Here is a 14669-nt window from a genome sequence, read left to right as displayed (position 1 = left end):
CTGTAAATCAGGCTTCTCTAATTCCAAAGCTATCCAGAATTGGAGGAGCCCTGACCAAGAGGTGTGCATGGTTGGCGTAAAATCTGTATTATTGTACTTCTTGGGCAACCGGTGAACGGTTCCTATTTTGTATTACTTCTACACCCTTTCTTTTGGATAGCTTCGCCGCCGCTTTCAAGCAATCGCAACGCGTGGTAGATGACGCCTTTGACGTGTCTGCCTCTGCCAACGCCCACCTTTATTTTTGCTTCGGGGCGCACCGGCTGCGTTTAGGCGTGCTGGACACAGAACGCAACAAGTTTGTGGCATTGGAGGATTACGAGTCCAGTAGACCGGTGAGCGTAGACGGCGCCATCTCCTATTTAGAGTCCTTGACGGCCACCAGCCCCATTCTGCAACAGAAGGCTTGGAAGGCGGTGCGCATAGCCATCAAAAGCCAGCAGTTCACGCTTCTGCCCGCCACCCTCTTTGACGTCAACGCCCGCGAAGAATACTTACAACTCAACGCTGAACTGGATACCTCTACAGAAATTGTCCATGATTACGCGCACCCCAGACTAGAGCTGATCAATGTGTTTACCGTACCCACCAAACTACAGGCATGGGCCGAAGGTCATTTTCAAACCTCAGAACTGGAATTTGTGCACCAGACCTCCAGCCTCATGGAAGGTTTCCTGCACGTGGCCGAGCGCAATACGCGTCCGCAGTTGTATGTGTACGTAGATAAAAACTACGTGACGCTGGTGGTATTGCATGAATCCCGTCTGGAGTTTTGCAATTCCTTCTACTTCTCCTCACAGGAAGATTTCATCTACTACATTTTGTTTGTTTTGCAAGAAAAGAAGATGAACCCTGACCAAGACAACATCTATGTCTGGGGAGAACTGCTAGTGCACTCTGAATTGTTTGATGTGCTGCGCAAGTACATACGCCATGTGCAGTTCGGGAAGAAACCTACGGGCGTAGGTTACAGCTACCGCTTTGACGCCTTGTTTGAGCACCGCAACTTTGACATGTACAGCCTGCATTTTTGTGAGTAGGTAAAGTCAATTTTTATTAAAAACCAGTCAGCTCCACTTCAAACCATAGTTCAATTAACCGGAACAATTTACTCGGTTTACAAAATAGGCGTAATTAAACCTTTGCCATTGGCTAGCACTAATTTTGCCAGACAATTAAATCAATAACTGCTATTAAGATTTTACATGACCAGCATACAACAACGAGCTGAATTACAAGCTAAAATATGGAAAATAGCCAACGATGTACGTGGCTCTGTAGACGGGTGGGATTTTAAACAATTTGTATTGGGAACCCTGTTCTACCGGTTCATTAGTGAAAACTTTACTATTTACATTGAAGGTGGTGATGACAGCATTGATTACGCCAGTCTACCTGATAATGTCGTTACTCCAGAAATAAAAGAGGATGCTATTAAAACTAAAGGGTATTTTATCTACCCTAGCCAACTCTTTGTAAACGTCACCAAAACTGCTAATAATAATCCCAATCTTAACACAGATTTAAAAACCATTTTTGACGCCATTGAGAGTTCCGCAAACGGTTATCCTTCTGAACCAGATATAAAAGGACTGTTCGCAGATTTTGACACCACAAGCACACGTCTGGGCAATACGGTTGAAAATAAGAACAGCCGTTTAGCGTCTGTTTTAAAAGGGGTGGCAGAATTGAGTTTCGGAAATTTTGAAGACAGCCAGATTGACCTTTTTGGTGATGCGTATGAGTTCCTTATCTCTAACTATGCCGCAAATGCGGGCAAGTCTGGTGGTGAGTTTTTTACCCCGCAACAGGTATCTAAGCTCATTGCCCAGTTGGCTATGCATAAGCAGATCACAGTCAACAAAATTTATGATCCAGCTGCAGGATCAGGTTCTTTACTATTGCAAGCCAAAAAGCATTTTGATAACAATATTATTGAAGAAGGTTTCTTTGGGCAGGAGATAAACCATACCACCTACAACCTGGCCCGCATGAACATGTTCTTGCATAATATTAACTATGACAAGTTTAACATTGCGCTGGGGAATACACTTACAGATCCGCACTTTGGTGATGATAAACCTTTTGACGCCATTGTGTCCAATCCTCCATATTCAGTGAACTGGATTGGTTCTGATGACCCTACGCTGATCAATGATGACCGTTTTGCACCTGCTGGTGTTTTAGCGCCTAAATCAAAAGCAGATTTTGCCTTTGTACTGCACGCCTTGAGCTACCTATCTGGTAAAGGACGGGCTGCAATTGTATGTTTTCCGGGTATTTTTTACCGGGGTGGTGCCGAACAAAAAATTAGAAAATATCTGATAGACAACAACTTTGTAGAGACCATCATTTCTTTACCTCCCAATTTATTTTATGGCACCTCTATAGCTGTGACAATTTTGGTTCTCTCAAAACATAAGCTTGATAACAAAACCCAATTTATTGATGCCAGTGGGGAGGATTTTTTCAGAAAAGCCACTAATAATAATGTGTTGACTGATGTGCACATTGAAAAAATCATAGGAATTTTTGACAGCAAGGCGGAGGTGCCGCATGTAGCTCAATCTATTGGAAATAATGAAATTGCACAAAACGATTACAACCTTTCTGTTAGCTCCTATGTGAAACCGAAGGATAACCGTGAGAAGTTTGATATTGGAGAATTGAAAGATGAGGTTTTAAAAACGGTGGAAAAAATAAATGTACTTCGTGCTGATATTGATGCGATAATAAAGGATATAGAGGTATGAAGTATTTAGAGAAATTGTTAGAGGGAGTTGAGGTTGATTGGCAACCACTGGGAGAAATTACCGATTATGAACAACCTACTAAATATTTAGTAACATCAAAAAACTATAATGCCGATTTCCAAACTCCCGTTTTGACTGCTGGTAAAACTTTTATTCTCGGATACACAGATGAAACGGATGGCATATATAAAGCATCGGAAAAACCTGTAATAATCTTTGATGATTTTACTACTGCCAATAAATGGGTAGACTTTGACTTTAAAGCTAAATCATCGGCAATGAAAATGATTACATCAAAAGATGAATCTAAAGCATTGTTAAAATATATTTATTATTGGTTAAGTGCTTTGCCTAGTGGATTAGTTGATGGTGATCACAAAAGACAATGGATCAGCAATTACTGCAACAAACTAATCCCAATTCCACCACTCCATATACAAAAAGAAATAGTTCGTATTCTAAGCGCTTTTACAGAGCTTACAGCTTTACTGATAACAGAGCTATCAGCAGAGCTTACAGCTCGCAAAAAGCAGTATAATTACTATAGGGAACAATTGTTGAACTTTAATGAAGGTGAAGTAGAGTATTTACCTATGGGGCATGAAAGTCTAGGCAAGTTTATTCGAGGTGGTGGATTACAGAAAAAAGACTTTACCGAAACAGGAGTTGGATGTATCCATTACGGTCAAATCTACACCTACTATGGCACTTATACAGATAAAACCAAAACATTTGTTTCTGCTGAATTTGCTAAGAAAGCACGAATGGCTAAATATGGAGATTTAATCATAGCGACCACAAGTGAAAATGATGAAGATGTATGTAAATCAGTAGCGTGGTTAGGGGCGGAAGGAATAGCAGTTAGCAGTGATGCTTGTTTTTATACTCATAATCTAAATCCAAAATACGTCGCTTATTTCTTCCAAACAGAGCAGTTTCAAAAACAAAAAAGGCCTTTTATAACAGGTTCAAAAGTAAGACGCGTAAATGCAGATGATTTAGCAAAAATTAAAATTCCTATCCCTTTGCCTGAAGAACAAGAACGTATTGTTTCAATCTTAGACAAATTTAGTATTCTCACTAAGTCAATTAGTGAAGGCATACCTAAGGAGATAAAGTTGCGAAAAAAGCAGTATGAATATTACCGTGACTTATTACTAACCTTTCCTAAGAATAATATAGAATCATAAAGTGGGACAGTCGTTAACAGAAATAGCACAAACACTTAAAGATACTGATAAAAAAGTACAGCTAATCTATGCCTTTAATGGCACTGGTAAAACTAGGCTTTCACGAGAGTTTAGACTTTTAGTTGCTCCAAAAGATGAAGAAGTTGGAGAAGAAGCAGGAATAAAAGTTCTTTACTACAACGCATTTACGGAAGACCTTTTTTACTGGGACAATGATTTAGATGCTGACACTATTAGAAAGTTAATCATAAGACCTAACAATTTTACTGGGTTTGCCTTAAAATATTTAAAAGACCAAGGTTTAGACAATAGAATTGTCACCAATTTTCAGCATTATACTAACGATTCAATTACTCCAGTTTTTAATGAAGAGTATGCTTTTCAAGATGGAAATGGGAATGATATTGTTGTTAAAGCATTTTCAGAGGTAACATTTTCAATAACAAGCGGAGATGACCAAGGCTTACCAAATATTAAAATTTCTAAAGCAGAAGAAAGTAATTTTATTTGGTGTGTATTTTATAGTTTATTAGAAGAGGCGATTGAAACATTAAACGAAACAGATTTAACTAATCGAGCAACAAACCAATTTAACAATTTAGAATATATTTTCATAGATGACCCAGTAAGTTCATTGGATGATAATCATCTTATTGAGTTAGCTGTTAACATTTCAAGATTAATAAAAAACAGCAAATCAGAACTTAAATTTATAATAACAACGCACAACCCGTTGTTTTATAATGTCATTTCAAATGAACTCAATAACAATATCCAAAATCCTTTACATATAAGAGGTGAACAAAATAATGGTATAGGAAAATGGATTTATCACTCTGACAATTCTATAAAGTATCGTTTTGTTAAATTTGCGGATGGTAATTTTAGCCTTGATCCGCTAGGTAGAAAAACACCTTTTTCATATCATTTGCAACTTTTTAGAGAAATTCAAAAAGCTAAAAACAATCCTATTCTAATAAAAAAATATCATTTTAATTTTATTAGAAATATTTTAGAGAAAACTGCTACTTTTTTGGGGTATTCTAATTGGGAAAAATTATTACCAATTGTAAATGGTGAACCAGACCCTTTTGCTAATCGTATTTTGAACCTTTCAAGTCATTCTGCACATGCAGGTGATGAAAATGGTGAAGTACAAGAAAACGACAGAGATAAGCTAATTGAATTAGTAAATTATTTAGAGAGTTATTATAAATTCTCAGAATTAATAGAACAAAATGAAGCTGTATAAACCCATAGCCGAATCAAATAACTTTATTGTTCTTGACCAATATACCAAGCAATCAATGGTGAATGAGGCGCCGGCTGTCTATCAGACAGAGGCGGCATTGGAACGGGAGTTTATTCAGGATTTAATAAACCAAGGGTATGAAAACCCAACCAACCTAACTACTGGCCAGGCCATGCTGGCTAATGCCAGAACACAGCTTCAAAACCTTAATAATGTAGCCTTTACAGACGGTGAATGGGCGCGTTATGTGGAGGAGTACCTAGACAAACCTAGTGATAACCTGTTAGAGAAAACTAGGAAAATACATGACAACTATATTTATGATTTTGTCTTTGATGATGGGCATATCCAAAACATCTACTTAGTTGACAAGAAGAACATTACCCGTAACAAGGTACAAGTTATCTCACAGTTTGAACAAAAGGGCACGCACGCTAACCGGTATGATGTCACCATCTTAGTAAACGGTTTGCCATTAGTGCAGGTAGAACTAAAAAAACGGGGCGTTGCCATTAGAGAGGCGTTTAATCAGGTGCACCGCTATACCAAAGAGAGTTTTAATAGTTCTGATTCGCTTTTTAAATACATACAGATTTTTGTTATCTCAAACGGCACAGACAGCCGTTATTTTGCCAACACCGTTGAGCGAAACAAAAACAGCTTTGACTTTACAATGAACTGGGCCAAGGCTGATAATAAGTTGATCAAAGACCTGAAAGACTTTACAGCCACTTTTTTCCAGAAGAACACCCTCTTGCAAATACTGCTTACCTATTCGGTATTTGACATCAGTGATACACTCCTCATCATGAGGCCCTATCAAATTGCCGCAACTGAAAGAATCTTATGGAAAATTGAAAGTTCTTACCAATCAAAAAAATGGTCAAGCCAAGAAAGTGGCGGATTCATTTGGCACACCACCGGGTCCGGTAAAACGCTTACTAGTTTTAAGGCTGCCCGCTTAGCCACCCAACTTGGTTTCATTGACAAGGTATTCTTTGTAGTAGATCGTAAAGACCTTGACTTTCAAACCATGAAAGAATACCAACGGTTTACGCCAGACAGCGTGAACGGCTCAGAAAACACCGCGGGGTTAAAGCGTAATATTGAGAAAGATGATAATAAGATTATTGTCACCACCATCCAGAAACTCAATAACCTCATGAAAACGGAGAGTGACCTCTCCATTTATCAAAAGCAAGTAGTCTTCATTTTTGATGAGGCGCACCGTTCCCAGTTTGGCGAGGCGCAGAAAAATCTGAACAAGAAGTTTAAAAAGTTCTATCAATTCGGTTTTACTGGTACACCTATATTCCCTCAAAATGCCTTAGGAGCAGAAACTACGGCAAGTGTTTTCGGCCGAGAATTGCACTCCTATGTCATTACAGATGCAATTAGAGATGAGAAAGTTCTAAAATTTAAAGTAGACTATAATGATGTACGGCCTCAGTTCAAGGGTATAGAAACAGAGCAAGATGAACAAAAGTTAAGCGCAGCGGAAAATAAAACCGCTTTGCTTCACCCTGCTCGTATTAAAGAAATTTCTACCTACATTTTACAGAACTTTAAGTTTAAAACGCATAGGAACCAAAGCGGTAATAAAGGGTTTAACGCCATGTTTGCGGTGAGCAGTGTAGATGCTGCCAAATGTTATTATGAAGAATTAAACCGGTTACAGAAAGGTAATGAAAACCCTTTAAAGATTGCAACCATCTTCTCCTTTGCCGCCAATGAAGAGCAAAATGCAATAGGGGAGATTTTAGATGAAACTTTTGAACCATCTGCCCTTGACAGTAGTGCCAAAGAATTTTTGACTAATGCCATTAACGACTATAATGCCCATTTTAAAACCAGCTATGGCGTGGATAGCAAAGAGTTTCAGAATTACTACCGTGACCTTGCCAAACGTGTTAAGAGCAAAGAAGTAGACCTCTTAATTGTGGTGGGCATGTTTCTAACCGGCTTTGATGCCCCTACCCTCAATACGCTATTTGTAGATAAGAACCTGCGGTACCACGGTTTAATGCAGGCTTTCTCGCGCACCAACCGCATTTATGATGCCACCAAAACGTTTGGCAACGTGGTTACCTTCAGAGATTTAGAAGCCGCCACTATAGAAGCCATTACCCTTTTTGGCGATAGTAACACGAAGAATGTAGTCCTTGAAAAGAGCTACAAAGAATACCTAGAAGGTTTTACGGACGTGGCCACCGGCGAAGCCCGCAGAGGCTACATAGAGGTGGTAAACGAACTGAAGGAAAAATTCCCCAACCCAGATGAGATTGAAAAGGAAAAAGACAAGAAAGAGTTTGCCAAGCTATTTGGTGAGTACCTGCGGGTAGAGAACATCCTCCAGAACTATGATGAGTTTACCCAGCTTAAAGCTCTTCAAGAGACAAAACTAGAAGATCCCAACGCACTTGAAGTCTTTAAAAAGGCTACTTTTAAAACAGATGCCGAACTAGCGGCTATGCTGGAGATACAATTGCTACCGGAGAGAACCGTACAAGATTACCGCTCCACATACAATGACATCAGGGAATGGCTAAGACAAGAGAAAAGAGGAGGAGAGTTAGAAAAGTCAAAGATTGATTGGGATGACGTAGTCTTTGAGATAGACCTTCTCAAGTCACAGGAAATAAACCTAGACTATATTCTTGAACTAATATTTGAGCACAATAAGAAGACAAAGAATAAAGCTGAGTTAGTAGAAGAAGTCCGTCGGGTTATTAGAGCGAGCATAGGCAACCGGGCAAAAGAGAGTCTAGTGGTTGACTTTATCAATGAAACAAATCTAGATAGTATTAACGATAAAGCGAATATTCTAGACTCATTCTATGCGTATGCACAAGGCAAATTGAAGACTGAGGCAACAGAATTAATTGAAGATGAGAATTTAAATGAGCAGGAAGCCAAACGCTATATAGCTGCCTCCCTAAAACGTGAATTTGCCAGTGAAAATGGTACAGAGCTCAATGCTCTTTTACCAAAAATGAGTCCTTTAAACCCACAGTATTTGACAAAGAAGCAGAGCGTTTTTCAAAAGATTGCTTCATTCGTGGAAAAATTTAAAGGTGTAGGAGGCCAAGTATAAAGTAGATAATTAACAGCATTGCTAATAGCGCTCTTTTTCTCCAAGAGTAATTAACCACTTTTCACTGATGATTAACTGTCTATCTAGCTTGCCCACAAGATCCTTTCAGGATGACAAAGAGGGGTGAAAAGCTTTTAGTTATTGAACTAGGCGACGGCTTCCATTTTTAGGCTATTTTCCAGAAAACAAGCCAAAAACGAATCTCAGAGAATATTCTGCACTCTAACCTAAAGCGGCAAAGAAATTATTTGCCATCTTCGCAATCCTACTTACACTCACGCACCTTTTATGAAACGCATCGCCCTCTTCCCTGGTTCTTTTGACCCATTCACCAACGGACATTATGATGTGGTACAGCGGGGCTGTGAGTTGTTTGACAACATCATCATTTCCATTGGCAATAACAGCAGCAAGAGCCGCTATTTTCCGGTAGAGGACATGGTGCAGATCATTGAGGACGTCTTCAAAGATAACCCGAAGGTGTGGGTACAGGCTTATAAAGGATTGACGGCAGACTTCGCTAAGGAAGTGGGCGCTAAGTTCCTGTTAAGAGGCTTGCGCAACACCACTGACTTTGAGTATGAGAATACCATTGCGCAGGCCAACCGGCACGTGAACCCAGAACTGGAGACGGTGTTTTTAATCACCTCGCCTAGCCTGGCGGCCATTAACTCTTCCATTATCAGGGAGATCCACCGTTTTGGCGGCAACGTGCAGGATTTTATTCCTTTCCAGCTTTCTTCATTGAAGCCAAATAATGCCTGATCACAAACTCAACTGAGGTATAAGCCTCTGGGAGTAAGGCTTTTACTTCGTCTGGAGTCATAAAGCGCACTTCTTCAATGGATTCTTCTGCTTGCGGACGCATGAGCGTGTCGTCCAGGCATTGCATGGTGAACCAACTGGTCTTCTTCAGGATTTTCTTGCCTTTGAACGCGTAAGAGTGCCAGGTATTGGGGAGCTCGCCGGTGATGGCCACTTTAATGTTGCACTCCTCTTCTACTTCGCGCAGGGCGCCCAATTGCTCTTCCTCGCCTTTGTCCAGCTTGCCTTTGGGTAGGTCCCACACGCCTAAGCGGTGGATCATGAGAATCTTACCGTCCTTCACCACCAAGCCGCCCGCGGCTTTGATGATTTTGAACTGGTCCTTTAGGTGCTCAATCAGCTTTTTCTTTTTGTCTGTGACCAGCGTGATAGAATCCAGCTTCTTGAGCTTCTTCACCTCCATGAGGCGCACCAAACGGTCAATGAGCACAGCGTCCACGTCTCTAAAGAGCACGTCGCCTACCAAGTCCTTGGAGGTAAATTGATCGTCCTTATCCAACACCAGATCATACTGGTGCTTAAATATTTTTTCACTGGTCTTTTTAATAATCAGTGGGATGTCGTTGATAAAGACATTCATGTAAGTTCGCTTATAGACAGAGCGTGATAGCTCACAAAATAAGAAAGAAAATTTGCATTGTACAAGGCACATTCAAGGGGAAAAGCTGAAGCCTTTTGCTTATTTTCGCCCATGCCACATACAGACACCGCCGCCCAGATAGCCACCTATCTTCTAGAGTCACAGGCCGTACGCCTGCGCCCAGAGCAACCTTTTAAGTGGAGCTCCGGCTGGAACTCGCCAATTTACTGCGACAATCGCGTCACGCTCTCCTTTCCGCATATACGCAGTTATATAAAAAATGCTTTGGCGCAAGCCATTCAGCAGCGCTTCCCGCAGGTGCAGGCCATTGCCGGCGTTGCTACGGCCGGTATTGCGCAGGGCGCCCTGGTAGCAGACCTTTTGGAGTTGCCGTACTTATACGTACGCCCCGAACCAAAAAGCCATGGCATGGGCAATCAAATTGAAGGAAAATTAGAGCAAGGCCAAAAAATAGTGCTCATTGAAGACCTTATCTCTACCGGCGGAAGCTCTTTAAAAGCCGCCAAAGCCGTCCAAACAGCCGGTGGCGAGGTCATTGGCATGGCCGCCATCTTTACTTACGGCTTTCCGCAAGCCGAGCAGAATTTTCAGCAAGCCAACATCCCCACCCTCTGCCTGAGTGACTACAACACCCTGGTGAAGATTGCCGCTGAGCAGGACTACATCTCCTCAGACTCCATTGAGACTTTGAACCAATGGCGCCAAGCCCCGGAAATGTGGAAGTAATTAATAATTAAGAATTAATAATTGGAGCTTTATGCTAGGCCGTTTTTGGCCTGTTTTCTAGAAAACAGGCCAAAAACGGATCTCCTATTAGCTATTGCTTCGCCTTTCCGCGTATTCCACTATTCTTAATTATTAATTACAATGAAGATTGGTTTGCTCTCAGACACGCATAGTTACCTGGATGACCGCATTCTTGCTTTGCTGGAAGGGTGTGATGAGATTTGGCACGCGGGGGATTTTGGGAGTGTGGACGTTTCTGAGCGGTTGGCTCAGGTAGCGCCCTTGCGCGGCGTCTACGGGAACATTGACGACCCAAACATCAGGCACTTGCATCCTAAAAATATTCGTTTTGATTGCAACGAACTGGACGTGCTCATGACCCATATAGGTGGTTATCCGGGAAGGTACGCGCCAGAGGTACGGGCTATGATTCAAACCAACCCGCCGGGGCTTTTTATCTGCGGGCACTCGCACATTCTCAAGGTGATGCATGATCCCAAGCACGGAAATCTGTTGCATTTAAACCCTGGCGCAGCAGGCAAGCACGGCTTTCATAAAATCAGGACCATGCTCCGGTTTGAGGTGGAGGCTGGCAAGGTGCAGAAGCTACAGGCCATAGAGCTGGGCAAGCGGGCATAAAAAAAGTGTAACCGGGTAGGTTACACTTTAAATTTCTTGAACAGAAAAATCGCGTTGTTTATGGTGTTTGCCGAAAGGCAGCAGGCGAACGAAAAAACGCGAAATTACTCAGCAGCAGCCGTTTGGGCTGGAGCGTTGGTAAAGCGAGACTTCAGCTCCTCAATATCAACATTCTTAATTACAGGGACCATCAACAACTGCTTGATCACGCGTTGCTTGTTGTTTTGTCTTGCCTTATTCTTACGGTCTTTTCTTTTTAATCTAGTAACTGCCATCGGTCAATATTTAAAATTGAATCGCAAAAGTAAGTCATTAATTTTACATTCTCAATACTTACTTGAATTAAAACGCATGAACCCCATAGACCTAAGAAGCGACACGGTCACCAAACCTAGCCCCGGCATGTTGCAGGCCATGTTCAGCGCCCCCGTGGGTGATGACGTGTACAATGAAGACCCTACCGTCCATGAACTGCAGGACTATTGCGCCAGCTTGTTTGGCATGGAGGCCGCTCTCTTCTGCCCCACCGGCACCATGACCAACCAGATTGCCATCAAGATGCACACCCAACCTTTGTCTGAGGTGATCTGCGAGAAAACCAGCCACATCTACCTCTATGAAGTGGGCGGCATTGCGTTTCACTCGGCGGCCTCGGTGCATCTGGTAGACGGCGTGCGCGGCAAAATTACGCCGCAACAGGTTTTAGCGGGCATCAACCCAGACAACGTCCACTACCCGGTTACCAGCTTAGTTTCTCTGGAGAACACCTGCAACAAAGGCGGCGGCTCTTACTACACCTTGGCTGAGATTGCGGCAATTGCTGAAGTTTGCCAGCAAAACGGGATTCCCCTGCACCTGGACGGTGCCCGCGTGTTCAATGCCCTTGCCGCCTCTGGTGACAGCGCCTTGGAGTATGGCAAGTACTTTGACTCTATCTCAGTTTGTCTTTCTAAAGGCTTAGGCGCGCCGGTAGGGTCTGTCTTGTTAGGCAAGAAAAACTTTATTGAAAAGGCCAAACGCGTGCGCAAGGCCTTGGGCGGTGGCTGGCGTCAGGCTGGTTACCTGGCCGCGGCCGGACTGTATGCCCTGCAAAACAATCTTGACCGCCTACAGGAAGACCATGCCCGTGCCAAGCAGATTGCCCAGGAGTTGGCTCTCTCCAGCTACGTGGCCGAAGTAATTCCCGTAGAAACCAACATTGTCATCTTTAGGCTGGCAGACGAGGTGGACATGGACCAATACCTGGAGTATTTGAAGGAGAACGGAGTACTGGCTACCTCCTTCGGGCCGCAATTGATCAGGTTTGTCACCCACCTGGATATCTCTGAGGACATGATGCAGACGCTGTTTGAGGTGTTGGACGGTTTTCAGGCATAAGTTTTTACATACCACCTTCCGTTTTTGGCCTGTTTTCTGGCAAACAGGCCAAAAACGGAAGTTTCAGGTAGCAGATGTCATAATTTGGCAGTACATTTCTATAACAATCCTCCATTGAACTTCCTTTGAAACTAGCTTTCGGCTTATTCCTTTTCTTGCTGGCATGGTGTTTTGCGCATGAGAGCAAAGCGCAATCCATAGACAGAATCATCTATTATGATATTGATGAATATGCCGCAGCTACGCCAGACAGTCACCGAAAGTCCATCATAAGCCTGACTAATTATCTGGTAAAGCCCTATGCTTCTGATCATGAAAAGGCCAGAAGCATTTACGCCTGGATTGTTAAGAACCTTAGCTATGACCATGCCCTGGCCAAACGCAAAAACATTCCAAGCCCTTCCATCAAACACATCCTAAGGACTAGAAAGGCCATTTGTTCAGGCTATAGTGCTCTCTTTAAGGCCATGTGCGACATTGCAGGCTTAGAATGTGAAATTGTAATTGGCTATTCCAGAGAATATAATGAAAAGGTTAAGAGACGGAAAAGCTTTACCTGGTCTGACCATGGCTGGAATGCTGTTAAAATTGATAGTGTCTGGTACCCCCTAGATGCCACTTGGGAAAGAAAAGAAAAGCGGCAAAAAGGAACCACCATTGGGTACAACTACTTCCTCACAGACCCCAAAGAGTTTATTTTGGACCACTTACCGGCAGTGCCTTACTGGCAACTACTCTCCTGCCCTATTTCTCTAAAAGAATTCAAAAAACCAGAAGAAGAAATTAAAGTCCTTCTTAAAAAAGACACCTTTTGTCAATCTTTTAATGACAGCATTTCAGCTGATTCTAAACTGAGTGACGCCCATAGAAATTATAAAATGGCGACAGATGCCTTTCGGTTTAACGACAGAAACCATTTAGCTATGGGCTTAGGCTATTTAAACCACGGTACCTACTTCCTAAACCTATCAAACTCTTACACTTTCATAGAAGCTAAATTAAGCGGAACTGTCTTGGCTCATTCTTATTACGCATCCTCCTTAAGCCATTTAAGAAAATCTAAGAAGAAGAAACACCTAGCCAAGAGCAAAAAGTACATAGCCAGCACAAAAGCAAGGATTAAAAAGCTGGAAGCCTTACAAAAGAAATCAAATCAGAAAAGCAACCTGGCTGTAACCAAATAAAAACCCTAGCCCCTGCTTTGACTGGGTCTAAATCAATATCTCATTTAACTACATGACCTTTTTAAAAGTAACCGGCATAGGCAAAGTAGATGCGCGGGGCACGGTGTTGCGGGATATTAGCTTTACCCAACAGCCCAAACAGAAGATAGCCATTGCCGGAGAGACGGGCGCCGGAAAAAGCACGCTGCTAAAAATCATTGCTGGGCTCATCCAACCGGATACGGGCATGGTGCATTTTGAGGGAGACCGCGTGCTGGGTCCGCATGAGAAACTGGTGGCCGGTCATGAGGGCATCGCGTACCTCTCTCAGCAGTATGAACTGCCTGCTTTTCTGAGGGTGGAGCAAGTGTTGAGGTACGCCAACGTAATTGGTGAACAAGAGGCCCGCAAGCTGTTTGAAATCTGCCAGATTGAGCATTTACTTGCCCGCCGTACAGATGAGCTCTCGGGTGGTGAGCGCCAGCGCATTGCCTTAGCCAGACTGCTTACCTCCTCACCCGGTCTATTGTTGCTGGATGAGCCCTACTCTAACCTGGACAAGATTCACAAAAACACGCTCAAAACCGTCATCCAGAACATCAGCGAAGAGTTGGAAATTACCTGCATTTTGGTGTCGCATGACCCTTTGGACACGCTTTCCTGGGCTGATCAGATTTTGGTTTTAAAGGATGGACATCTGGTACAAGAGGGGGCTCCAGTAGAAATCTACCAAACCCCAACAGATGAATATGTAGCGGGTTTGTTTGGCGAGTACAATGTTTTCACCACCCAGGAATTACAGCAGCTATATGCCCAGGACACAGATTCTCCTGAAAAAAAGACTCATCCCATTCGGCCAGAAAAAATATCGCTTAGGTCATCCAAACTGGCTGGTGTTACAGGAAAAATTGTTGAGATACTGTTCTATGGTAGTTACTTTGACGTGCAGGTTCAAACACCACATAGCCTGGTGACCGTGAAAGTAGCAGAGACTGATTTTAGCGTGGGAGACGTCGTTTCTCTGTCTGTACTCATTTAACTGCTTTGTT

13 protein-coding genes are annotated in these 14669 nt (G+C 42.6%); 11 read left to right on the top strand and 2 right to left on the bottom strand.

The annotated features are described in order from the left end of the window. Nucleotides 1-152 precede the first annotated feature (152 nt). From ABD880_RS02080 to coaD, 6 genes are all read left to right on the top strand, one after another. Complete coding sequence (locus ABD880_RS02080; protein ID WP_345161829.1) at nt 153-1040, top strand: DUF3822 family protein; 888 nt, start codon at nt 153-155, stop codon at nt 1038-1040. 165 nt (nt 1041-1205) lie between these two features. Further along, on the top strand, nt 1206-2753 hold the full coding sequence (locus ABD880_RS02075; protein WP_345161827.1) for a type I restriction-modification system subunit M: 1548 nt from the start codon (nt 1206-1208) through the stop codon (nt 2751-2753). Further along, nucleotides 2750-3943, top strand: a complete 1194-nt coding sequence (locus tag ABD880_RS02070; RefSeq protein WP_345161825.1) for a restriction endonuclease subunit S — start codon at nt 2750-2752, stop codon at nt 3941-3943. Before ABD880_RS02075 ends, ABD880_RS02070 begins: the two co-directional genes overlap by 4 nt. 1 nt (nt 3944) lies before the next feature. Then, nucleotides 3945-5195 carry an AAA family ATPase gene (locus tag ABD880_RS02065; RefSeq protein WP_345161823.1) on the top strand — a complete coding sequence of 417 codons (1251 nt, stop codon included), beginning with the start codon at nt 3945-3947 and terminating at the stop codon, nt 5193-5195. After that, nucleotides 5182-8289, top strand: coding sequence for a type I restriction endonuclease subunit R, EcoR124 family (locus ABD880_RS02060; RefSeq protein WP_345161821.1), 3108 nt, complete (start codon nt 5182-5184; stop codon nt 8287-8289). The genes ABD880_RS02065 and ABD880_RS02060 overlap by 14 nt, the downstream gene beginning before the upstream one ends. Nucleotides 8290-8577: 288 nt before the next feature. Beyond that, a complete protein-coding gene (coaD, locus tag ABD880_RS02055) occupies nt 8578-9054 on the top strand; it encodes a pantetheine-phosphate adenylyltransferase (RefSeq protein ID WP_066510625.1) in 477 nt (158 codons plus the stop codon). On the opposite strand, the gene ABD880_RS02050 is transcribed toward coaD, so the two are convergent. After that, entirely contained in the window at nt 9011-9694 is a 684-nt protein-coding gene (locus ABD880_RS02050) for an NUDIX hydrolase (RefSeq protein ID WP_345161818.1), read from the bottom strand. The genes coaD and ABD880_RS02050 overlap by 44 nt on opposite strands. Before the next feature lie 111 nt (nt 9695-9805). Here ABD880_RS02050 and pyrE point away from each other — a divergent pair, with 111 nt between their 5' ends. Next, nucleotides 9806-10441 (top strand): orotate phosphoribosyltransferase, encoded by a 636-nt coding sequence (pyrE, locus tag ABD880_RS02045; protein WP_345161816.1) that lies wholly within the window; start codon nt 9806-9808, stop codon nt 10439-10441. Nucleotides 10442-10582: 141 nt separating this feature from the next. Then, nucleotides 10583-11080: a metallophosphoesterase family protein gene (locus ABD880_RS02040; protein WP_345161814.1), complete on the top strand. Its 498-nt coding sequence runs from the start codon at nt 10583-10585 to the stop codon at nt 11078-11080. 104 nt (nt 11081-11184) lie between these two features. Here the strand turns inward: ABD880_RS02040 and ABD880_RS02035 are convergent, their stop codons facing one another. Further along, a complete protein-coding gene (locus tag ABD880_RS02035; protein ID WP_197464041.1) occupies nt 11185-11355 on the bottom strand; it encodes a hypothetical protein in 171 nt (56 codons plus the stop codon). 76 nt (nt 11356-11431) lie between these two features. On the opposite strand from ABD880_RS02035, the gene ABD880_RS02030 reads away from it, so the two are divergent. The 3 genes from ABD880_RS02030 to ABD880_RS02020 all read left to right on the top strand — a co-directional run bounded on the left by ABD880_RS02030 (nt 11432) and on the right by ABD880_RS02020 (nt 14659). Beyond that, a complete protein-coding gene (locus ABD880_RS02030; RefSeq protein WP_345161810.1) occupies nt 11432-12457 on the top strand; it encodes a threonine aldolase family protein in 1026 nt (341 codons plus the stop codon). 125 nt (nt 12458-12582) lie between these two features. After that, a complete protein-coding gene (locus tag ABD880_RS02025; protein WP_345161808.1) occupies nt 12583-13641 on the top strand; it encodes a transglutaminase domain-containing protein in 1059 nt (352 codons plus the stop codon). A 52-nt stretch (nt 13642-13693) separates the two neighbouring features. After that, complete coding sequence (locus ABD880_RS02020) at nt 13694-14659, top strand: ABC transporter ATP-binding protein (protein WP_345161806.1); 966 nt, start codon at nt 13694-13696, stop codon at nt 14657-14659. Nucleotides 14660-14669 lie beyond the last annotated feature (10 nt).

Origin of the sequence: Nibribacter koreensis (genome assembly GCF_039541795.1) — a bacterium.
GTDB classification, from domain to species: Bacteria; Bacteroidota; Bacteroidia; order Cytophagales; family Hymenobacteraceae; genus Nibribacter; species Nibribacter koreensis.
The sequence above is the reverse complement of the archived record's forward strand: the minus strand, read 5'-3'. Positions and strand labels throughout refer to the sequence as shown.